The 22115-nt window shown below is 69.5% G+C and carries 19 protein-coding genes; 11 read left to right on the top strand and 8 right to left on the bottom strand.

Annotated elements, in window-relative coordinates:
* Nucleotides 1–44: 44 nt before the first annotated feature.
* The 3 genes from FB390_RS25765 to FB390_RS25775 all read left to right on the top strand — a co-directional run bounded on the left by FB390_RS25765 (nucleotide 45) and on the right by FB390_RS25775 (nucleotide 3168).
* Nucleotides 45–1436: a DUF2252 domain-containing protein gene (locus FB390_RS25765; RefSeq protein ID WP_141811271.1), complete on the top strand. Its 1392-nt coding sequence runs from the start codon at nucleotides 45–47 to the stop codon at nucleotides 1434–1436.
* A gap of 110 nt (nucleotides 1437–1546) precedes the next feature.
* The gene (locus FB390_RS25770; protein WP_141811272.1) at nucleotides 1547–2437 is read left to right on the top strand and encodes a nuclease-related domain-containing protein; all 891 of its coding nucleotides are present in this window, start codon (nucleotides 1547–1549) and stop codon (nucleotides 2435–2437) included.
* 80 nt (nucleotides 2438–2517) lie between these two features.
* Nucleotides 2518–3168 (top strand): phosphatase PAP2 family protein, encoded by a 651-nt coding sequence (locus FB390_RS25775; RefSeq protein ID WP_246124353.1) that lies wholly within the window; start codon nucleotides 2518–2520, stop codon nucleotides 3166–3168.
* Here FB390_RS25775 and FB390_RS25780 read toward each other — a convergent pair.
* A complete protein-coding gene (locus tag FB390_RS25780; RefSeq protein ID WP_141811273.1) occupies nucleotides 3153–5087 on the bottom strand; it encodes an acyl-CoA dehydrogenase family protein in 1935 nt (644 codons plus the stop codon). The two genes, FB390_RS25775 and FB390_RS25780, sit on opposite strands and share 16 nt — an antisense overlap.
* 86 nt (nucleotides 5088–5173) lie before the next feature.
* Between FB390_RS25780 and FB390_RS25785 the strand changes: the two genes are divergently transcribed.
* The 3 genes from FB390_RS25785 to FB390_RS25795 are packed head-to-tail and all read left to right on the top strand — an operon-like array spanning nucleotide 5174 to nucleotide 8390.
* A complete protein-coding gene (locus FB390_RS25785) occupies nucleotides 5174–5827 on the top strand; it encodes a TetR/AcrR family transcriptional regulator (RefSeq protein WP_141811274.1) in 654 nt (217 codons plus the stop codon).
* Complete coding sequence (locus FB390_RS25790; protein ID WP_141811275.1) at nucleotides 5827–6759, top strand: ABC transporter ATP-binding protein; 933 nt, start codon at nucleotides 5827–5829, stop codon at nucleotides 6757–6759. Before FB390_RS25785 ends, FB390_RS25790 begins: the two co-directional genes overlap by 1 nt.
* The gene (locus FB390_RS25795) at nucleotides 6756–8390 is read left to right on the top strand and encodes an ABC transporter permease (RefSeq protein ID WP_141811276.1); all 1635 of its coding nucleotides are present in this window, start codon (nucleotides 6756–6758) and stop codon (nucleotides 8388–8390) included. Before FB390_RS25790 ends, FB390_RS25795 begins: the two co-directional genes overlap by 4 nt.
* A 51-nt stretch (nucleotides 8391–8441) precedes the next feature.
* Here the strand turns inward: FB390_RS25795 and FB390_RS25800 are convergent, their stop codons facing one another.
* Nucleotides 8442–9317, bottom strand: a complete 876-nt coding sequence (locus FB390_RS25800) for an LLM class F420-dependent oxidoreductase (protein ID WP_425465888.1) — start codon at nucleotides 9315–9317, stop codon at nucleotides 8442–8444.
* A gap of 218 nt (nucleotides 9318–9535) precedes the next feature.
* On the opposite strand from FB390_RS25800, the gene FB390_RS25805 reads away from it, so the two are divergent.
* From FB390_RS25805 to FB390_RS25820, 4 genes are all read left to right on the top strand, one after another.
* Nucleotides 9536–10960, top strand: coding sequence for a threonine/serine exporter family protein (locus tag FB390_RS25805; protein WP_221639417.1), 1425 nt, complete (start codon nucleotides 9536–9538; stop codon nucleotides 10958–10960).
* A 111-nt stretch (nucleotides 10961–11071) separates the two neighbouring features.
* On the top strand, nucleotides 11072–11734 hold the full coding sequence (locus FB390_RS25810; protein WP_141811278.1) for a biliverdin-producing heme oxygenase: 663 nt from the start codon (nucleotides 11072–11074) through the stop codon (nucleotides 11732–11734).
* A 73-nt stretch (nucleotides 11735–11807) separates the two neighbouring features.
* Nucleotides 11808–12095, top strand: coding sequence for a hypothetical protein (locus FB390_RS25815; protein ID WP_141811279.1), 288 nt, complete (start codon nucleotides 11808–11810; stop codon nucleotides 12093–12095).
* Between the two features lie 300 nt (nucleotides 12096–12395).
* On the top strand, nucleotides 12396–14426 hold the full coding sequence (locus FB390_RS25820) for an SDR family oxidoreductase (RefSeq protein ID WP_141811280.1): 2031 nt from the start codon (nucleotides 12396–12398) through the stop codon (nucleotides 14424–14426).
* 6 nt (nucleotides 14427–14432) lie between these two features.
* Here FB390_RS25820 and FB390_RS25825 read toward each other — a convergent pair whose 3' ends face one another.
* The 5 genes from FB390_RS25825 to FB390_RS25845 form a co-directional block, all read right to left on the bottom strand.
* Nucleotides 14433–15350 (bottom strand): sigma-70 family RNA polymerase sigma factor, encoded by a 918-nt coding sequence (locus FB390_RS25825; RefSeq protein ID WP_141811281.1) that lies wholly within the window; start codon nucleotides 15348–15350, stop codon nucleotides 14433–14435.
* Between the two features lie 358 nt (nucleotides 15351–15708).
* On the bottom strand, nucleotides 15709–16371 hold the full coding sequence (locus FB390_RS25830; protein WP_281292412.1) for a cutinase family protein: 663 nt from the start codon (nucleotides 16369–16371) through the stop codon (nucleotides 15709–15711).
* A gap of 373 nt (nucleotides 16372–16744) precedes the next feature.
* Nucleotides 16745–17605, bottom strand: coding sequence for an expansin EXLX1 family cellulose-binding protein (locus tag FB390_RS25835; protein WP_221639365.1), 861 nt, complete (start codon nucleotides 17603–17605; stop codon nucleotides 16745–16747).
* Nucleotides 17606–17842: 237 nt separating this feature from the next.
* Nucleotides 17843–19096: a bifunctional 3,4-dihydroxy-2-butanone-4-phosphate synthase/GTP cyclohydrolase II gene (locus tag FB390_RS25840; protein ID WP_141811283.1), complete on the bottom strand. Its 1254-nt coding sequence runs from the start codon at nucleotides 19094–19096 to the stop codon at nucleotides 17843–17845.
* A 74-nt stretch (nucleotides 19097–19170) separates the two neighbouring features.
* A complete protein-coding gene (locus FB390_RS25845; RefSeq protein ID WP_246124211.1) occupies nucleotides 19171–19806 on the bottom strand; it encodes a PadR family transcriptional regulator in 636 nt (211 codons plus the stop codon).
* 128 nt (nucleotides 19807–19934) lie between these two features.
* On the opposite strand from FB390_RS25845, the gene FB390_RS25850 reads away from it, so the two are divergent.
* Complete coding sequence (locus tag FB390_RS25850; RefSeq protein WP_141811285.1) at nucleotides 19935–21569, top strand: MFS transporter; 1635 nt, start codon at nucleotides 19935–19937, stop codon at nucleotides 21567–21569.
* 43 nt (nucleotides 21570–21612) lie between these two features.
* Here FB390_RS25850 and FB390_RS25855 read toward each other — a convergent pair whose 3' ends face one another.
* Nucleotides 21613–22110, bottom strand: coding sequence for a hypothetical protein (locus FB390_RS25855; RefSeq protein ID WP_141811286.1), 498 nt, complete (start codon nucleotides 22108–22110; stop codon nucleotides 21613–21615).
* Nucleotides 22111–22115 lie beyond the last annotated feature (5 nt).

The following is a 22115-nucleotide window of genomic DNA, read 5'->3' on the forward strand; positions in this document are numbered from 1 at the left end:
CACGATGCGCCGGAATCGCCGGCGGCAGGATAGCGTGATCGGTTGTGTCCGACAGTGGTATCGATCTGCGCTCCTACGTCCCCGCCGAGGAGGTGCGGGCGAAGGGGCGGGCCCTGCGCGAGCGCGTACCGGTGACGTCCCGCGACCGCGCCGCCATCGGCGAGCGGCGGCCGGAGGTGCTGGAGTTCCTGCGCGCCGCGCACGCGGACCGGCTCGCCCACCTGGTGCCGTTGCGGGTAGGACGCATGATGTCGGGACCGTTCACGTTCTACCGCGGCGCGGCGGGGCTGATGGCCGCGGATCTGGCGGGCGGACCGGTCAGTGGGCTCGACGCGCAGCTGTGCGGTGACGCGCACGCCGCGAACTTCGGCCTCTACGGCACCGCGCGCGGCGAGATCATCATGGACATCAACGATTTCGACGAGACCATCACCGGACCGTGGGAGTGGGATCTGGAGCGTCTCGCCGCCAGCCTGGTGCTTGCCGGGCGCGAGTCGGGCGCCGACGAGGACGACTGCCGCACGGCCGCGCGCGACGCCGCCCGCGCCTACCGGCTCGCTGTCGACGCGCTCGCCGAACAGCCGTTCATGGAGTCCTGGTCCGCCCTGCCCGACGAATCGGTGATCAGCAAGGCCAAGGCCGACGACCTGCTCGACGACTTCAAGAAGGCGGCCAAGAAGGCGCGCAAGAACACCAGCGCCAAGGTCGCCGCGAAGTGGACGACGCACCTCGACGACCACGAGACCGGCATCCGCAAGCACCGATTCGTCAGCGACCCACCGGTTCTCACCGCGGTCGAGGACGCCGTGGAGCAGGCCGTAATCGACGGACTGGAACGCTACGGCGACACCCTGCGCGAGTCGCGGCGCAACCTGCTGGCCCGATTCGCCGTGTCCGACGTGGCCTTTCGCATTGTCGGCACCGGAAGCGTCGGGCTGCACAGCTATGTCGCGCTGCTGCACGGCAACGACGGCGAAGTGCTGGTGCTCCAGCTCAAGCAGTCCATACCGTCCGCGCTCGCGCCGTACCTGTCCGCGCCGCCGGTGCGGCACGAGGGCGAGCGAATCGTCCAGGGCGCCAGGCTCGTTCAGTCCGAGAGCGACATTCTGCTCGGCTGGACGACGCTCGAGCTGGGCGCGCGGGAACTGCCCTTCATCGTCCGGCAGTTCCGCAATTTCAAGGGCAGCATCGATCCGGCTGGGCTGTCCGCGGGCGACCTCGACGACTACGGCAGGCTGGCGGGCGCGCTGCTGGCCCGCGCGCATTCGCGCTCGCTCGACCCGCGCCTGCTCTCCGGCTATCTGGACGGCGACGAGCGCTTCGAGGACGCGGTCGCGGCCTTCGCGGTCCGCTACGCCGATCGCACCGAGGCCGATCACGCCGAGCTCGAACGCGCCGTCCGGGCGGGCGAACTCGCCGCGGAGATTCCCGAATGACCGGTGACGCACGCGTCCAACACGCCGTGTGGCACCGTCGGCGCGGCGCGCCCCGCGCCGTTGCTCGTATCCTGTCCACTGTCGAGTGACGACGTGAAGGGTGGTCGCGAATGCTCGTACGAGTACAGAACCCGGCTGGCACGAATGCCGAACGGGCGCTGATCGACTGGCTGCGCACCTGGAAGGATCCGGCCAGCCCGCACGGCGTGGCCACCATCAATTGCAGCCTGTTCCACAAGGACCGGTTGCACCAGTTCGACGCCGTCGTCTGGACGCCGACGAGCTGCGTGGTGATCGAGGCCGAAGCGCTCGTCGCCCGCCAGGACGGCGTGCTCGAGATCCCGCTCAACGGCCCGTGGACCATCAACGGTGAGACGGCCGCGATGGAAGGCCGCGACCGGCGCACACCGCTGGAGAAGTCCAGGGAGCATACCTTCGCGCTGCAGGACTGGCTGTCCGCCCGCGGCCTCGGGCAGCGCGCGGTGCACGGCGTCGCGCTGGTGGTGCCGCTGCGCGGGGCCGAGCTACAGATCCAACAGGCTTGGAGCGACCCGAGTTTCGACGTCATCCTCGGCAACGACCCAGGCAGGCTCCGGCACTACTTCGACACCCTCGCCGACAGCGAGAAGCATCTGTGGACCGCCAACGACGTCGCGGTCGCCTTCCGCGGTCTGGGCATCCTGCCCTATCTGCCCGCGCCGCAGGATCTGCTCAACGAGGGCTTCCTCGGCCCCATCGACATCACCCTGTGGCACGGCGGCCCGCAGCAGGCGCAGGCCGAGGCCTACGCCGAGGAGCTCGCCCAGCTCGAGCGCGACGCGCAGAAGCCGGCCTTCGAGGCGCCGTGGTACAGCCCGTGGAAGCTCTACCCCACCGAGCGCGGCGACATCGATATGGGCCGTGCGCTCATGCGGGCGGTGCTCACGGTCGGCATGGTCGCGGCCTTCGCGTGGCTGCTGTGGTTCGTGATCACCGCGATCCTGACCTACGGACCGGGCTGATCGCCGACGCCGCGTCGCCGCGCCCGCTGATCCAAGGTCACCGACCTCGATGACCGCGCCGCCGCTATCGTCGACGGGTGATGGACGAACGGCGGATATCCGGCGCGGTACGCGCGTACACCGGCGTGCTGTGCGCGGTGATCGCCCTGACGATCCCGCTGTCGTTCCCCGCGGACGGTGGACGAACGGATCTCGATCGGGCGGTCGAGGAGCCGGTCCGCGCGGCGTTGGACGGGTACCGCGGCGTCTACCACGTCCTCGTCGCGCCGAGTAACGCCTACATCCTGCTTCCGCTGCTCTGCGCCGCGACCACGTGGTTCGCCTACCGCCGCGAATGGTGGCGCGCCGCAACGATGTTCGTGGTTCCGGAAGTGGCCGTAGCGATCAACACATGGGTGCTGAAACCGCTGTGGGACCGCCCGCTGCACGACTATCCGGCCTACCCCAGCGGGCACACCGTGCACCTGGTCGCGATCGCGGCCACGTTCGTCCTGCTGACGGATTCGACCGGCGCACGGCGCACGGTCGCGGTGGTGTCGGTCGTCGCGCTCGGCGGTGTGGCGGTGGGCATGATCGGGCTCGACTACCACCTCGCCACGGACGTGCTCGGCGGTGCGGCCGCGGCCGTCGCGATGGCGATCGCGCTGTGCGCGATCACCGATCTCGCGCGCGCCCGGTCCGGCGACGCGCTCGGCGTGGACCGCACCGCGCGCGCTCAGCTCCGCTCGTAGACGCTGGCGTCGTCCAGCAACGCGGCGCGCAACATGTTCTCCGGCACGCCCATTGCCTCGACGAGCGTCAGCGCGTGCGGACGCAGCCGGTCCACCAGCTCGTTCACCCCACGGCGGACCGCCTTCGCCCGCTCCACCGACATGAACCGGTGCATGATGAACCAGGCCGAGTTCTCCTCGAGCATGGTGTAGACGAACAGATCGCACACCAGGTCGGCGAGCGCCTTGGCCTCCGGATCCTCGATGTCGCCGATGCCTTCGATGAAGGCCTCCAGCACCAGCCGGTCGATGTGCGCGGTGCCCGCGGCCAGGATGTGGTCCTGGGCGTTGTTGAACGCCTCGAAGGGACCGGTCTCCTCGGCTCGCGCGCGCAGCCGGTGCGCGGCGGTGCGCACCAGGTAGTCCTCGCGGTCGGCGAACAGCTGGAGCTGCACCGCGCGCCGCGACAGGTCGCCCTCGTCCACGCCGTCGTCGCCGCGGTCGCGCAACGTCTGGATCAGCTGACGCACCCCGGAGCGCTTGCGCACCACGTCGCCCGCCATGGTGGCCGCGAAACGCACCCAGCCGAGCGCGTCCAGATCGCGAACCTCGTCGGCGTAGGCGGTCAGCAGTTCCTTGGCTACCAGCTGGGTCAGAACGACATTGTCACCTTCGAAGGTCGTGAAGACATCGGTGTCGCCCTTCAAGGTCACCAGGCGGTTCTCGGTGAGATAGCCCGCGCCGCCGCAAGCTTCTCGGCACTCCTGGATGGCGCGGGTGGCGTGCCTGGTCTGGGCGACCTTGAGGCCGGCGGCGCGCTTCTCCAGCGCTCGCTGCGCGCCCGGCTCGAGGTCCTGACCGGTCTGCACCAGGTGCATGCGGCGCACCAGGTCGTTCTGCGCGAAGGCGTAGGCGTAGGACTTCGCGACCAATGGCAGCAGCCTGCGCTGGTGCGCGCGGTAGTCCAGCAGCACCGTCTCCTCGCCGGTGTCCGGATCGGAGAACTGCCTGCGCTTCAGCGCGTAACGCACCGCGATGCTCAACGCGACGCGGGCGCCCGCCGCCGCCGCGCCGCCCACGCTGACCCGCCCGCGCACCAACGTGCCGAGGGTGGTGAAGAAGCGGCGGCTCGGGTTCTCGATCTCCGAGCTGTAGGTGCCGTCGGGCGCGACGTCGGCGTAGCGGTTGAGCAGGTTCTCGCGCGGGACGCGAACGTGGTCGAAGACGATGCGGCCGTTGTCGACGCCGAGCAGTCCGCCTTTGAGGCCGTCGTCGGAGGTGGTGACGCCGGGTAGGTCGGCGCCCTGCTCGTCGCGGATCGGCACCAGCAGGCAGTGCACGCCCTGGTTCTCCCCCTTGGTGATGAGCTGGGCGAAGACCGCGGCCATCCGGGCGTGCTCGGCGGCGCCGCCGATGTAGTCCTTGCGCGCCGAGGGCGTCGGAGTGTGCACCACGAATTCCTGGGTTTCTGGATCGTAGGTGGCGGTGGTCTCGATGTTGGCGACGTCGCTGCCGTGCCCGGATTCGGTCATCGCGAAGCAGCCGAGCAGGTCCAGCGAGATCAGCCTGCGAATGTAGTCGCGGTGGCGTTCGGTGCCGAGATTCTCCACCGCGCCGCCGAACAGGCCCCACTGCACGCCCGCCTTCACCCACAGCGAGAGGTCGGCGTAGGCGAGCATCTCCAACCCGGTGACGGCCGCGCCCGGTTCGCTGGTTCCACCGTTCTCCCTACGGAATCCGCGCTCGGCGTAGCCGAGGGTCGCGATCACGCGCATCTGGTCGAGCACGCGGGCGCGCGCCGCCTTGTAGTCGAGGTAGGGATCGCCGGTGAATTCCTGTCCCGCCAGTTGGGTTCGGGCCTCCTCGCGGACGGACCCCCACGGTCCGTCGAGTGCCGCACGAAGGTGTTCTGCCGTCGTAGAGCTGCTGCCGGTTGCCATGACTTCGACCATAGTCGCCACGTACCACCCGGTCTCGAGCCAAAACTCTTGCCCTCGATTGAACAGCCGTTTAATATACTGAACATGTGTTCAAGCAACAGCCCGTATCGCAAGGATCCGCCGCGGACCTGACCACGGCGGCCCGCATCAGAGACGCCGCGATCGAAGTCTTCGGCGAGCACGGCTTCCAGGTCGGCGTCCGCGCCATCGCCGCGGCGGCAGGGGTCTCCCCCGGCCTCGTCAACCACCACTTCGGTTCCAAGAACGGCCTGCGCGCCGCCTGCGACGACCGGGTGCTGGAACTGATCCGCGACGAGAAGGTCAAGGCCATCACGGCGCCGAACGCCGCGTCCGGCATGCTCGCCGCCTTGGCCGAGATCGAGATGTACGGCCCGCTCGTCGCCTACATGGTCCGCAGCTTGCAAGCGGGTGGCCCGATGGCGGAGTCGCTCTTCGAGCACATGGTCGCCGACGCCGAGGGCTACATGCAGCAGGGCGTCGACGCGGGGACCATCAAACCGAGTCGTGACCACAAGGCCCGCGCGCGATATCTGATGACGCTCAATCTCGGCGCCGTCCTGCTGTGGGTCCAACTGCACTACCGCGACGGCGAGAAGATCGACTTCCGCAAGGCGATCCGCGCCATCACCGAAGAACTCACTCCACCGGCCCTCGAGTTCTACACCCAGGGCCTGCTCACCGACACCACCCTGATGGACACTGTCATTAAGGAGCACTGATGTCCGAGGTCATCGAAGTCGAAGATCTGCGCAAGACCTTCGGCCACGTCACCGCCCTGGACGGGCTGAACCTCGCGGTCCGCGAAGGCGAGATCCACGGCTTCCTGGGTCCCAACGGCGCGGGCAAGTCGACCACCATCCGGGTCCTGCTCGGCATCTTGCGCGCCACCTCCGGTCGCGTCCGGCTGCTCGGCCGCGATCCGTGGACCGACGCGGTCGGACTGCACCGCGAATTGGCTTATGTGCCAGGCGATGTCACGCTGTGGCCGTCGCTGTCCGGCGGCGAGACCATCGACCTGCTTGCCAGGATGCGCGGCGGTATCAACGCCGAGCGCCGCGCCGAGCTGATCGAACGCTTCGATCTCGACCCCCGCAAGAAGGCGCGCACCTACTCCAAGGGCAACCGCCAGAAGGTCGCGCTGATCTCGGCGCTCGCCTCCGACGTGCGGCTGCTGCTGCTCGACGAGCCCACATCCGGCCTGGATCCCTTGATGGAACAGGTGTTTCGCGACTGCGTGCACGAGGCGCAGCAGCGCGGCGCCACGGTGCTGCTGTCCAGCCACATCCTTTCCGAGGTCGAGGCGCTCTGCGACCGGGTGACCATCATCCGGGCGGGCCGGACCGTGGAGAGCGGGTCGCTGTCCGAGCTGCGCCACCTCTCACGCACCGCCATCACCGCCGAATTGCTCGGCGACCCAGGCGATCTCAGCCGGATCGCGGGCGTCGAGGACATCGAGCGCGACGGATCCACGCTGCGCTGCCAGGTGGACAGCGAGCACCTCGGCGAGCTGATCCGGGTGCTCGGCGACGCGGGCGTGCGCAGCCTCACCAGCGCCCCGCCCACGCTCGAGGAGCTGTTCATGCGGCACTACCACGTCGACGGCAAGGACGCGGACGCCGCGACGAAGCACGGGGAGAAGGTGCGGGCATGACCACCGCCACCGCCCACCGGGCCCCTGCCGCACCGCTTTTCGGCGAATCCGCCGATTTCGCGGGCACCGGGCAGCTGTTGCGCCTGTACCTGCGCCGCGACCGGATCGTGCTGCCGCTGTGGTCGCTGCTGATCGGACTGATGCCCGCCTTCCAGGTGGTCAGCATCAAGGATCTGTACACCACTCAGACCCAGCTCGACGATTTCGCGCGGACCACCGCGGACAGTCCGGCGCTCGTCGCCATGTACGGGCCGGTGTTCAGCACCGAGCTGGGCTCCATCGGCACCTGGAAGGCCGGGGCGATGTACACGATGATCGCGATCGCGACCATCCTGACCGTCGTCCGGCACACCAGGGTCGAGGAGGAGACCGGTCGCGCGGAGCTGGTCGGCGCCACCAGCATCGGCCGCTTCGCCGGACTCACCGCGGCGCTGATCATGACCTTCGGCGGCGCGCTGATCGCCGGAATCGCCTGCGCCGCTTCGCTCTACGCCACCGACCTGCCCGCTGCGGGATCGCTGGCATTCGGCGCGGCGCTGGCCGCGTCCGGCATCGTGTGGGGCGCGATCGCGGCGGTCGCCGCCCAAGTCAGCGCCGGAGCCCGGGTCGCGCGCGGCGTGGCGTTCGCGGCGCTCGGCGCGGCGTTCGCGCTCCGCGCGGTCGGCGACGCGGGCAACGGCGTGCTGTCCTGGTTCTCCCCGATCGGCTGGGCCCTGCAGATCCGGCCCTACGCCGACGAGCGGTGGTGGGTTCTGCTGCCGCTGGCCGCGGTCACCGTGCTGGCGACGGGCGCCGCGTACGCCCTGCTCGCTTCGCGCGACACCGGCTCCGGACTGCTCGCCGAGCGTCCGGGTCCGGCCGCCGCCGCGCCGGGATTCGCCGGGCCGGTCGCGCTGGCCTGGCGGCTGCAGCGCGGCACGCTGCTGGCCTGGACCGTCGGGTTCGCCCTGTACGGCCTGCTGATCGGCGGCGCGGTGAACAGCGTCAGCGACATGCTCGACGACAGCGGCGCCATCACCGATCTGGTCACCCGCATGGGCGGTTCGGAGAGCCTGGAGGAGTCGTTCATCGCCTACGCCATCACCATGCTGGCCGCGGCGGCGGGCGCCTATTCGATCTCGGCGGCGCTGCGCCTGCACGACGAGGAATCCAGCCAGCGGGCCGAGGCCACGCTCGCGGCCGCGGTGGGCCGGACGCGATACGCGTTGAGCCACATCGGTTTCGCGCTGGCCGGACCCGCGATCGCCCTGCTGACCGCCGGGCTCGCGATCGGCGTCGTCTACGGTCTCAGCACGGGCGAGCTCGGCGAGAAGCTGCCGGAATCGCTTGCCGCCGCGGCGGTGCAGGTGCCCGCGGTGTGGGTCGTCACCGGTATCACCGTCGCGATCTTCGGGGTCGCGCCGCGCTACACGCCGGTCGCCTGGGGCGTGCTCAGCGGGATGATCGTGATCTTCTTCGTCGGGTCGCTGGACGGTCTGCCGCAGTGGATCGTCGACCTGGTGCCGTTCGTGCACCCGCCGAAGCTGCCTGGCGCGGCCTTCGAGGCGACGCCGATCCTGTGGCTGCTCGGCATCGCCGCGGCCCTGCTCGCCGTCGGCATCGCGGCCTACCGCCGCCGCGACCTGCGCTGAGCGTCCTGTCCGCGCCGCCGCTCCTTTCCGAGCGGCGGCGCGCGGGCGTCTTCAGCGCCGGTCGGTCCCGGTCAGGCCCAGCTTGCCCGCCAGCCGATCCAGGTATGCGCGGACTTCCTCCGCGTCGCGGTCCGGCAGACCGAAAACCGCTTCGGTGACGCCGAGTTCGGCCCATTTGGCCAATTGGGCCGCGTCGTGCCGCCCGGCCAGCGCGATGATCTCCGGGGTCTCGGTGCGCCCGTGCTCACGCCAGATCCGGTGCAGCAGTTCGATCTTCTCGCCGAGCCCCTCTTCGGTGGGCGTGGTGATCCATCCGTCGGCGTTCTTGGCCAGCCAGGTGAACGACTTCTCTCCGCCCGCCGCGCCGAGCAGCACCGGGATGCGCTTCTGCGTCGGCTTCGGCCACGACCAGCTGGGGCCGAAGTTCACGAACTCGCCGGAGAAGCTGGCCTCCTCCTCGCTCCAGATCGCGCGCATCGCGTCGAGGTGTTCGCGCAGCACCGTGCGCCGCTTGTTGGCGGGCACGCCGTGATGGGCGAGTTCGTCGGTGTTCCACCCGAATCCGACCCCGAGGCTGACCCGGCCGCCGGACAGGTGATCCAGCGAGGCGATGGCCTTGGCCAGGGTGATCGGGTGGTGTTCGGCGGGCAGCGCTACCGCGGTCGAGAGGGTGATCCGCTCGGTCACGGCCGCGGCGGTGCCCAGGGCGACCCAGGGGTCGAGGGTGCGCAGATAGCGATCGTCGGGCAGGCTCGCGTCGCCGGTGCGCGGGTGCGCGGCCGCGCGCACCACGGGAATGTGGGTGTGCTCGGGCACATAGAACGAGTCGAAACCCGCCCGCTCGGCCGCCGCCGCGGCATCGGCGGGCGTAATGCCCCGGTCACTGGTGAACAACACGATCCCGTACCGCACCGCACGTACTCCCATCGCCAGAAATTAGAACAAGTTCTACCACCTTTCGGCGCGCCGCACCACGGATTCGGGGGGACGGACACGCGGGCTGACAGGCGCGGATGCCGGACCCGCGCGCTACGACTACGTTCGCGGGCATGAGTCTTGACGCGCTGTCGGGAGGAGACGACACGAATCGGCGAGCCGATCACCTCGGCTGGCGTAACCGGCTGCGGCCGCGTCGCGGACCGCATCTGCCGGGCGTCAGCCAGGCCGTCGGACTGCTGGTGGCCGACCGGCAGGCCACCGCCGACACCATCGTCGCCGCGCCGACTCCCCTGCAGCCGATCGACCTCACCGACGACGCCAGGGTCGCCGAGGTGCTCGATCTCGCCGTCCGGGTGGGCGAGGTCGTGCTCGCCTCCGGCACCGGCGTCATGGACACCACCAGCCAGGTGCGTTTCATCGCGGCCACCTACGGCCTTGCCCGCTGCGATGTCGACGTCACCTACGACGCCATCCGCATCTGGGCCGACCGCGGGCCGCTGCTGCCGCCCGCGAGCACGATGCGCATCGTGCAGTACCGCGCACTCGACTTCACCAGGCTCGCCGCGGTGGACCGGCTGACTCGGCGCATTCGCACCCAGGTGGTTGCGCCCGAGGACGCGCGCGCCGCGCTCGACGCCATCACCTCCGCGCCGCACCCGTACCACCGCTGGACCGCGACGTTCGGCTGGTCGCTGCTGGCCGCCGCCATCGCCGCACTGCTCGGCGCCGGTGTCGTCGTCGCCGCGCTCAGCTTCGCGACCACCGCGGCGATCGACCGCACGAACCGGGTGCTCAACCGCTACGGGCTGCCGTTCTTCTTTCAGCACATGGTGGGCGGACTCATCGCGGCGACCCCGGCGATCGTGCTGTCCACCCTCGCCGAGCCACTCGACATACGGGTCGATCCCACGCTGATCATCGCGGCGGGCATCACGGTGCTGCTCAGTGGTCTGCAACTGGTCGGTTCGGTGCAGGACGCGATCACCGGTGCGCCGATCACCGCGACCGCGCGCCTGCTCGAAGTGGTCATGATGACCGGCGGCATCGTCGCGGGCATCGCGCTCGCGCTGCGGCTGGGTCAGGTGGCGGGCGCCACCGTGCCGTCGATCGAGATGACCTCCGGTCGCGACATCACGGATCTGCCGGTCAAGATCGCGGCGGGTGCGGTCGCCGCGCTGGCCTTCGCGCTCGCCTGTTACGCCGAGCGACGCGCGCTGGCCGCTGCCGCGTTCGGCGGCGCGGCGGGCGCGATCAGCTATCTGCTCGTGCAGCACGCCGGGTTCGGTCCGGTGATCTCCTCCGGGGTGGCCGCCACCCTGATCGGTCTGGCCGGTGGTCTGATGGCCCGCCGCGCGTTGACTCCCCCGCTCGTCGTCGCGGTCGCGGGCATCACGCCGCTGCTGCCCGGTCTCAGTGTGTACCGCGGGCTCTACGCGATGCTGAACGACGAACCGCTGCTCGGCTTCGATCAGTTGCTCTCCGCTTTCGGCATCGGCTGCGCGCTGGCCGCGGGTGTGACACTGGGCGAATGGTGCGACCGCACGCTGCGCCGTCCGCCGATCCTGAGTCGTTTCGGTTCGCTGCGTCGACCGATCGTCCGGCGCAGGCGGCGGTCGAATCCCGCACACTGATACCGTGCCGCCGCTCCGGTGCGGCGGCGACGCCCGGCCCGGTATGGTCGGTCCGATTGATCGGTAAGGGTAGCCAAACAAAGGCTGCTGAATGAGGTGAGGTGGTTCGAAATGTCGGAGGCAGTACCTTTCTCGGCACGCATCCGGTCCGCCACGGAGCGTCAGCACGCCGAGGCGGAGAACTCCTCGTTCATCAGCGACATGCTCGGCGGCGCGCTCGGCATCGACTCCTACCACCGCTACACCGGCCAACTGTGGTTCATCTACCGCGCACTCGAGGCGCGCTGGCCCGAACTGACGGACGACACGGTCGCGGGCCCGTTCATCAAGCCGGAACTGGCCAGGACCGCCGAACTCGAACGCGATCTCGCCGCCCTGCTCGGCCCGGATTGGCGCGCCGGACTCAGGGCGCTGCCCGCCACCGCCGCCTACGCCGAGCGCATCGAGGAATGCGCGCGCGACTGGCCCGCGGGCTATGTCGCGCACCACTACACGCGCTACCTCGGCGACCTGTCCGGCGGTCAGGTGATCCGCGGCACCGCCGAGAAGCTGTGGGACCTGCCGCGCCGCGGCGACGGCGTGCGCTTCTACGTCTTCGACGGCATCGCGAATCCGGCCGCCTTCAAACGCGAATACCGGGCCCTGCTCGACGACCTCGCGCTGGACGAGCTCGAGCGCCGCCGGGTGCTCGAGGAATGCCAGCGCGCCTTCGACTTCAACTCCGCGATCTTCGCCGAACTCGCCGCCGAGTTCCCGGCACGCCGCCCGTCCTGACGATCAGTAGGCGCCCGCCCCGCGCGCGACCGCGCCGATGGTCTTGGCGATACGCGGACCTCGATCATCCGAAATGGCTTACCGCCGTGCCCGATTCGCCCGGCGGCGGCAGAGAGAACACCGACCGGGGCTGGTCGGTTTCACCGCGAGCGCGATACCGATCGGCGCGATCGCGAGCACGGGCGACTACGTCGAGCCGGATAACGACGATGCCGTGACCTCCGCCCTCGCCGCAGCGATGACGGATTCCGACCCCGCCGCCTACGATCCCGCCGAAATCCGCGCGCACGCCACCACATTCGCCCCGGCCGCCTTCCGCGCCAGGATGGCCGACATCGTTACCCAGGTAATGGACGATTGACCAAGTACGCCGAAAGGTTGCCGAATCGTGATCATCACACGGGGTAACTGGAAAAGGCTGTAACACATACCGTTTGACCTGGGGCGATGGTGAGCAGTTCCACACCGTGACGGGCGCCCATCAGCTTGCCCCACCGACGCTGAACCGATTACGGTTTCCTATAAGTCAGGACGAAGGTGTTCCTACTTTCGGCCCGACCGCTGTCACCGGGGGCCGATTCGTTGATGCCCGCATTCACCGCCGCATGTTGGATCAATGGTGCGCGACAACAAGTTTCGAGTGAACAGCAGGAGGGACGCGATGGTCTCCTACATCGTGACGGGCGGAACCGGATTTCTGGGCCGACGGGTCGTGCAAGGGCTGTTGGACGCCGATCCAGAAGCGATCGTGCATGTACTCGTTCGCGCCGAATCGTTAGCCAAGTTCACGGAATTGGCCGAGGGCTGGCACGGCGGCGAACGCGTTTTCGCCCTGGTCGGCGATCTCACCGCGGAGCGGCTCGGCCTGCGCGACCAGGCGCCCAAGGCCGATCACATCGTTCACCTGGGCGCGGTCTACGACATGACCGCCGACGAGGCCGTCACCCATGCCGCCAACGTGGCGGGCACCCGCTCGGTCATCGCGCTGGCGCGCGAACTCGGCGCGGTGCTGCACCACGTGTCCTCGGTGGCGGTCGCGGGCGACCACAAGGGCAAGTTCTTCGAGGAGGATTTCGACCTCGGCCAGAACCTCACCTCCCCGTATCACCGCACCAAATTCGCCGCCGAGCAGCTCGTTCGCGAGTCGCGCGGGGTGCGCTGGCGGGTGTACCGGCCGGCGATCGTGGTCGGCGATTCCCGCACCGGCGAGATGGACAAGATCGACGGTCCGTACTACTTCTTCTCCGCCATCGCCAAGCTGGCCGGTCTGCCGTCCGAGCTGCCGATGCCGCTGCCCGATCTGGGCGCGACCAACATCGTCCCGGTCGACTACGTCGCGGCCGCGATGGTGGAGCTGGTCCGCAAGCCCGGCCTGGACGGCCGCACCTTCCACTTGGTGAACCCGGAGCCGCAGCCGTTCGACGCGGTGTACGGCGCCCTCGCCGCGGCGGCGGGCGCGCCGACCGGCGTCGGCCCGATACCGGGCAGCGGGCTGGCGCTGCAGGGGCTCGCGCACCTGCCGGGTGTGCCCGCGATCCGCGATTTCCTGTTGGCGCAGTTGGGAATTCCGCCGGAGGTCGCGCCGCACGTGTCCTTCGCCTCGGAGTTCGTCTCGGAGTCCACCCGGGCGCAGCTGCGCGGCAGCGGCTTGTCGGTGCCGAAGTTCGAGAGCTACGCCGACCGGCTGTGGCAGTACTGGCGCGCGAACCTGGATCCGAACCGGGACCGCCCCGTCGTCAGCGGCGACCCGCTTTCCGGCCGGATCGTGCTCATCACCGGGGCGTCCTCCGGCATCGGCCTGGCCACCGCGCACGCCGTCGCGGCGCGCGGCGCGACCGTGCTCATGGTGGCGCGCGGCCGCGCGGACCTGACCGCGGCGGCCGAGTCGGTGCGCGCGGAGGGCGGCGTGGCGCACATCTACCCGTGCGACATCACCGATCCCGAGGCCGTCGACGGCTTGGTGCGCGCGGTGCTCGCCGACCACGGCCACGTCGACTACCTGGTGAACAACGCGGGCCGCTCGATCCGCCGTTCGGTGGTGAACTCCACCGACCGGATGCACGATTTCGAGCGCACCATGGCGGTCAACTACTTCGGCGCGGTCCGGCTGATCCTCGGCCTGCTGCCGTCGATGCGGGCGCGCCGTTTCGGCCACATCGTCAACATCTCCTCCATCGCGGTGCAGACCAAGGTTCCGCGCTTCGCCGCCTACGTGGCCAGCAAGTCGGCCCTGGACAACTTCAGCGAGATCGCCGCGGTCGAGAACCGGGACGCGGGCATCACCTTCACCTCGGTGCGGATGCCGCTGGTGCGCACCCCGATGATCGCGCCGACCGACCTCTACCGTTCGCTGCCGGTGCCGGATCCCGATCGGGCCGCGGCCATCGTGGTGCGCGCGCTGGAGGACCGGCCGCACCGCATCGACACCCCGGTCGGCACCTTCGCCCAAGCGGTCGACCTGCTGATGCCCTCGGTGAAGCGCACGATCATGCATCAGGGTTTCCGCATGTTCGGCGAATCCAGTGCGGCGAAGGGTGTTTCGGTCCCGGCCCAGGTGTCCCCCGGCGCGGCGGAGGAGAACGGCTCGGGTCGCGGCCCGCTGACGCTGCTCGCGCCGGTGCTGATGCCGCTCATGGCGCTGCCGAGCCCGGCGGCCAGGGTCGCCAGGGTGGTGCCCGGCCTCCAGTGGTAGCGCCGCTCAGCGGATGTGCGTGAGCTCGTCCGGATTGGTGACCGAGTAGATGCCGCGCACGGTGTCCTCTGCGGTCACGTCCAGCACGACCACGGCCAGCGGGGCTTCGCCGTCGAACAGCACCGCGCACGGATCGGTGCTGACGGCCCGGTACCGAACTCGGTAGCCGGGCCGCAGCCCGCGCGCAACCTCGACGAACAGCCGCGCCACCGCGCCCGCGCCGTGCACGGGGCGCAGGCTGGTGGCCGGTCCGCGCTCGCCGCCGTCGGTCCACAGGGTGACGTCGGGCGCGAGCACGGCGAGCAGTTCTTCCAGGTCGCCGCCCATCGCCGCCGCGACGAACCGTTCGGTCACCGCCCGGCACGCCGTGGTATCGGCGTGCTCGCGAGGACGCCGGGCCTGGGCGTGGCCACGGGCGCGGTGCGCGATCTGGCGCACCGCCGCCGGGTCGCGGCCGAGGATCGCGGCGATCTCGGTGTGCGGGTAGCCGAACACCTCGTGCAGCACGAACACCGCGCGCTCCAGCGGTGTCAGCGATTCGAGGACGACGAGCAGCGCCATCGAGAACGTCTCGGTGCGCACCACCCGGTCGGCGGCGTCCGGTTCTGGCTCGGCCTCGCGCCCGACGGGTTCCGGAAGCCACTGTCCGACAAAGGCTTCCCGCCGCCGGATCGTCGCGCTGCGCCGGGCCAGCGCCTGATTCACCGCCACCCGCACCAGGTAGGCGCGCGGGTTGCCGATCTGCTCGGCCGACAGCGCCGTATTGCGCGGCGCCAGCGACAGCCACGTCTCCCGCAGGACGTCCTCGGTGTCGGCGACGCTGCCGAGCATCGTGTAGACGACCGAGAACAGCAGCTCACGGTGTCGCATGAACACCTCGGTCGCGGCATCGGTGTCCACCGCGCCCACGGTCCGGTCTTCCATCGGATCTCCCTGTTTCGCCCGCTCGTCTCGAGCATGAGAGTGGTTCGCGCCGTCGCGGTGTGACGTGATGGGGACCAGGGGTGATCCATTTCACTCCCGCGCCACACTCGCGCGGCCCCCGCCACTCCTTTCCTCCGAACGCGGCGGCCCGCCTCGACATGTTCTGCCTGCCCGGCAATCTCGCGGCCCAGCGGGCGCTGGCCGCCGAACGCGACGTACATCGCGGACTTCCGCAGCGCGGGCGCCCTGGCGACCGCACCGGGCGGACACCCGAGCCAGTCGCTCGCGGCGTCCGCGCACACGGCGATGGGGCCGACGTCACCGCCGGCCCCATCTCCCGGATTTCCCGGTCCGATGCTCAGACGCGGACGGCCGCGAAGTTCGCGGCGAGCCACATCGCCCATCCGTAGTTGCCGTGCGCCGCCGGATCGAAACCGCCGCCGCACACCGGGTCACCGCCGGTGCAGTAGTTGGCGGTACGCCAGGCGTACAACCCCGGCACGTTCCATCCGACCAGCCGGACCGGATCACCGAACAGCAGGACCGCGGCGATCCTCGACTCCAATTCGTAAGGCAGCACGTACATTCCGGGCAGCGCCGTCACGATGCCGGTGCCGAGCACACCGTGCGTGACGACCGCGCCCTGCGAGTAACCGACCAGGATGAACCGCTGATCCGGACACATCGCCGCCTGGGCCATGATGTGACCGGTCATGTCTCGCGTGCCGTCGCTCACCGAGGACGGAACGAGCAGGTCCGCCGGGTAGTTCACCGCGTATGCCGTGGAGTCGACCGGAAGCGCTTGGAGCAGCGTGCCGTACAGTGGATCGCCCACCACACTGCCCAACCACCCCGGTTCCCCGGTACCTCGGGCAACGACCACGTCCACTGCGGCGCACGCGTCCGCTGACGCCTGCGTGCCGAGACTTGTCGTCGCTCCGACGCCCACCACGAGCAATAGCACTGCGAATGCCCTTGCCAGAGGTCGCTTTCGGAACAGATTTACCTTCCGGTTGGCCATGACGATCACCCACTCACGCCGTTGTGAGACAACGCCGAGTGACGGTTGTCAGTGACAATCACTCGGCTATATCCGCGAAGGTAAGAACGGCAGTGAGTTGCGTCAAGCAACTCGATCCAAGCGAGACCGAGTCATCGCACAATCGTTGTGCGCGAATGTCGCCCGGCGTTTCGGGCACACGACGGCACGAGAATCGCTGCGCCCGTGGAGGTTCACGTGCCGGATCCGCCCTACCCCGGGAGTACCCCCGCGTCGTCACGGTTACCCCGAGCATTTCGGCCGAGCCAGTAACTCCCGTGCGTCGCTCGGGCACGAACGGCGACCGAGCGAACTTCCCGCTCCCGGAAGAGATGCCGCCGTTGGGCCGCGCGGGCTAGGGCACGCACAGCGATGGGGTGTCCGACGGCTGGGTCCGCACCGCCGAAGTCGCGGGCGGCACGACGGGCGCAGGCTCGGCCGAGGCTGCCGAATACAGCCGCATGCCGGTCCGCTGTTCACCGGCATCCATCGTCACGCCCATGATCTCCGCCTCGTGCCCGTACGCGTCCGTGACCCGCGCGATGAACGGTCCCGAGCCGGCCGCCACGAGGGTCCAGTAGTTGTCCTTCCCGCGCGTCAGCTCGCGCCACTGCTCGCTCGCCTCGTCGCGCAGCGCGACCTGACGAATCGGGTTGCCGGTGCCGGTGATCAGGATCGCGAGCCAGCCCGCCGTGGAATCCGGCTTCACCACGTAGCCGAGCTCGGGCGCCGGCTCCGGATTCCGCACCAGCCGATAGCTGACCTGCGCGACGCCGTCGGCGCGGTCGGCGATCCGGTCGAACGCGGCCGCGCTCAGATCCAGCTGTCCCGGAGCGCATCCCGGGCAACGGTCGGCGATGAGCACACGCACCGTGCCGAGCGGGCCACGCACGTCGATATGCCCGCCGCACAGATGGGCGCCGCCGAACTCCTGGGTGGACAGGCCCGCGTAGAGCCCGTCGGCGGGTAGGTCCTGGTAGGAGCAGGCGACGGTCGAGGTGGACGAGTAGTACCGCGCCTCGCCGGGCATCGGCGGCAGCGGCGGCGAATGCCGCGCGGGCACACCGGAATTGTTTCCGGTCACCGGCGACCAGGTCGGAAGGACCAGGTCACCGCCCGCCGCCGACTCGCACGAGACCGCCTCGGGCCGCGTCGCCCACACCGCGACGCCGACCACCGCGATCACCGCGCCCACGGACGCCCACACCCAGCCCATCCGAAAATTACCCTGCTGTATCGGTATTCGGTGCACCGTCGTCCCCGGCTTCCGGCTCTCCCCACTCGCGGACTGTCGATCCTGTCTCGACTAGGAAACCAGCACAATTCGCCCCGCACGGCCCGAACGGAAATTCTTCGCCGTGCGAGACTCGTTCGTCGGCAATCCGCAAGCAAATAGCGGGCATTCGAGACTGGACGGACGCCCGTCACCGAAAAAGATCCGACCGGGCCTCCGCTAAGAGCTCGCCCGCTCCAGTTCGGCGTCCATCCCGGATAGCTGGTGATCCATCCGATCACGCTTGGCGCGCAAGTATCGGATGTTGTGCTCGGTCGGGGTGGATTGCAGCGGCAGCCTGCGCACCACGGCGATGCCGTGCTCCTCGAGTCCGGCCTGTTTGGCCGGGTTGTTGCTCAGCAGCCGCACCGAGCGAATGCCGAGATCGGCGAGCACCTCCGCGCCCGCGGCGTAGCGGCGCGCGTCCACCGGAAGCCCGAGCGCCACATTGGCCTCGACCGTGTCGGCGCCGCCGTCTTGAAGCTCATAGGCGCGCAACTTGTTCAGCAGTCCGATGCCGCGCCCCTCCTGCCCGCGCAGGTACACCACGACGCCGCTGCCCTCGGCGGCGACCGCGCGCAGTGCGGCATCCAGCTGGTCGCCGCAGTCGCAGCGCAGCGAGCCGAGCGCGTCGCCGGTGAGGCATTCGGAGTGCAGTCGCGCAAGCACCCCGTCCCGGCCCGGTTCGCCGAAGACCATGGCGAGCGATTCGGTTCCGGTGAGCTCGTCGCGGTAGCCGACGAGCCGGAACTCGCCGTACTTCGTCGGCATCCTGGTCTCCACCACGCGCGTCACGCTCCGCTCGGCCCGGCGGCGGTATTCGATCAGGTCGGCGATCGAGATGATCGGCAGGCCGTGCGCGCGGGCGAACTCGCGCAGTTCCGGCAGCCGGGCCATGGCGCCGTCGTCGCGCACGACCTCCGCGATCACCCCCGCGGGACGAAGTCCGGCAAGGCGGGCGAGATCCACCGCCGCCTCGGTGTGCCCCGGCCTGCCGAGGACGCCGCTCGGATGCGCGCGCAGCGGGAAGACATGGCCGGGGCGAGTCAGGTCGTTCGCCCTGGTGCGCGGGTCGGCGAGCAGGCGAAGCGTGTGCGCGCGGTCGGCGGCCGAGATTCCGGTGCTGACGCCGTGCGCCGCGTCGACCGACACGGTGTACGCCGTGCCCTTCGGGTCCTCGTTGACCGCGGTCATCGGCGGCAGCAGCAGGCGGTCCAGATCGGGTCCGGCCATCGGCGCGCACAGCACGCCGCTGGTGTGGCGGACCAGGAACGCGATGGATTCCGTGGTCGCCAGCTCGGCGGCGAGGATCAGATCGCCCTCGTTCTCCCGGTCCTCGTCGTCCACGACGACCGCCATCCCGCCCGCAGCGATCGCGGCGATCGCCGTCTCGACCGGATCCAACGTCCGCTGTCCTGCGAATTCGGTACGCATGACCACCTCCTATATGACTAGTAGAAATATCCCTAATCGATATAGAAAGCGGCAGTCCCGCTCAGCGGGCGCTCTCAGGACGCGCGGCGCCCCTTGCCCTTGGCGGCCCGCTTCGGACGCCGGCCTTCGGCGAGTTTGTCGACGTCGGCGAGCAGTTCCTTGGCGAAGTCGCGTTCGGCCTCGTAGTGGCGCACACACCAGCGCAGCACCGCGCCCGGGTAGGCCCAGTCCGGATTCTCCTCGGCGCCCTCGGCGTCCACCTCTGCGAGCTTGCGCATCCGCTCGGCGTAGCCGATGTGTTCGGTGAGGATTTCGCGCAGCCGGTCCGGTTCGGCGAGATGACCGAGCCAGGCGCGCAGCATCACGCTGTGCTTGAGGACGGGCGCCTCCACCGGAGCGTCATTGACCCAGTGCGCGGCCGCTTCGCGACCCGCCTCGGTGATGGCGTACATCCGCTTGCCGCGCACGCCGTCGTCCTGCAGCACCGTGCGCGAGGTGGCGTAACCGTGCTTCTCCAGCCGCTTGAGCTCGGCGTAGATCTGACTGAACGAGGGACTCCAGTAGAAGAACTGGAGACTCCAATCGGCCCACTTCTTCAGGTCGTAGCCGGACAATTCGTCGGCGTGCGAGAGCATTCCGAGCACGGCCCAGCTCGTCGTCGGCAGGTCGGGCGCCCCGGCGTCGGCGGGGACAGGCTTGGCTTCGGTCACGCTAGGACTATATCGCTTAGGCATATAACGGGTGAGAAATCCCGTTGAGTGGGATTCGCGCGGCATCGATCCGCCGCCGATGTGACAGGTTTCACAACACGTATCACCAGAGCATCGGAGGGCGATCCATGTCCACCATTCCCCGCGACCCCGCGACTACCGAAAGTCCGGGCGCCGTATCCGAATCCGTCGACGACACCGGGCGACTCGACGGAGCGTCGCGCGGCCGGATCTTCGCCGTACTCGCGGTCATCGTGCTGTTCACCGAGGTCGCCCCGATGCAGTACACGATCGTCGCCGCGGCCCTGCAGAAGATCGCGCCGACCTTCCCCGGCGTCGGCGCGAACATCAACTGGGCCATCATCGTTTTCGGCCTCATCGGCGCCGCCGCCTCGCCACTGATCGGCAAGATGAGCGACGTCTGGGGCAAGAAGCGGATGTTCCTCGTCTGCGGCGTTCTGTTCATGCTCGGCTGCCTGCTCGACGCGGTCACCTCGAACTGGGCGCTGTTCCTGATCGGGCGTGGCCTGCAGGCCACCGCCATCGCGACCGCCGTGATCGCCTACGGCTTGATCCGGGATCTGTTGCCGCGCAAGTACGTTCCGCTCGGTCTCGGCATCACCGCCACCGGCCTCGGGCTCTCGGCCATCGCGGGTCCGCTGCTCGGCGGCTTCCTCGTGGACAACTACAGCTGGCGCGCCATCTTCTGGTGCCTGGCCGGATTCACGCTGCTGATGCTGCCGCTGGTCTGGTTCGTGGTGCCGGAGTCCAAGCTGCGGGTGCCCGAACGCATCGACATCCTCGGTGCGGTGCTGCTCTCCGCAGGCGCCGGTCTGACCCTGATCTACCTGGACAAGGGCCACGACTGGGGCTGGAGCAGGCCGACCACGCTGGCCTGGCTGGTGGCCGGTCTCGCGCTGCTGGCGCTGTTCGTGGTGATCGAGACCCGGGTCAGCAGGCCGATCATGGACATGCGCCTGCTGTTCCACCCGCGGGTGGCCCTGGTGCTCGCGGGCGCCCTGTTCGCGTCGTTCCTCATCGGCGTGCAGTCCTACGCGCTCGGCTACATGACGCAGACGCCAGACCAGGCCACCGTCACCGCGGGCGTCCAGCAGGCGACGCTGGCCCAGATCCAGCAGCAGACCGGACACCCGATGCCACCGGAGGCCGTGCAGGTGCTGCTCGATCCCGGCTACAGCTACGGAAACGGTTATACGCTACTGGAATTCGCGGTACGCATCGCGCTGCTGCAAGCCGTGCTCGCGATGCTGTGCGGCGCGCTGGCCGGTGTGCTGGCCCGCAAGATCGGCGCCAGGATTCCGCTGATCGCCGCGCTCGCGCTGTTCGTCGGCGCGGGAGTCTGCTACGCCGTGCTGCCGCACACCTGGGTGGTGTTCCTCTGGGTGAGCGCCGCGTTCGGCATCGGGTTCGGTTTCTACTACGCGGCCATGCCGATCCTCATGGTCGAGGCCGTCCCACAGGAACAGCAAGGCATCAGCCTCGGCATGCTCGGTGTCATGCAGTCCATGGGCGTGGCGATCGGGTTGGCGATCGTCACCGCGTTCCTCCACGCCAGTCCGATGCGGGCGCTGGTCACCGTCGCCGGTCAACCCGCGCCGCCGAACCCGATTCCCGGCATATTCGGCGACCGCGGGTACGAGCTGGGATTCTGGGTCGCGGCGGGCGCTTCCGCGCTCGCGCTGCTGATCGCGCTGGTCATGCGGCACGGCCGCACACCGGCGACCGGCGGCACCGCGTACTGAGTCGCGCGGCGGGGGCTGGCACACCGGCCCCCGCCGCTCGCGATCAGCCCGGTTGGGTGTTGTCGAGGACGCGATACTCGGCGTCGGCGACGCTGCCGAAGTCAACCCCGGTGAGCCGGAGCATCAGCGCGAACAGATCGTCCTCCTGGTGCAGTCCGAGACCGTCCTCTTCCGGAAGCGGCACGCCCTCCTGGGCGACCGGCTCTCCTTCGGCGACGAGGACGTCACGCACGAGTTCGCCGTCCACATACCAGCCCACGCCGTACATATCCGTCGTGCCGTTCCCGAGGAACGTCAGCAGCCGACGCCCCTTCGCCAGTCGCGGGCCGACGGATTCGTCGTACAGAGCGCTGATCCACGGATCGGCGAGGACGGTCCACCCACCGACCGTCGCGACTGCGTAATCGCCCTGGAAGCTGTTGCTGAAAACCTCGTAGCCCGAGACGGTTTCACCGTTATCGTCCGGCGCTCCCGGTAGTGCGGCGAGTTCGTCCGTGCCGACCTCACCCTCCACCAGCAGACCGGCCACATTCCACCCCATGCTCT

The organism is Nocardia bhagyanarayanae (assembly GCF_006716565.1).
Classification (GTDB): Bacteria; Actinomycetota; Actinomycetes; order Mycobacteriales; family Mycobacteriaceae; genus Nocardia; species Nocardia bhagyanarayanae.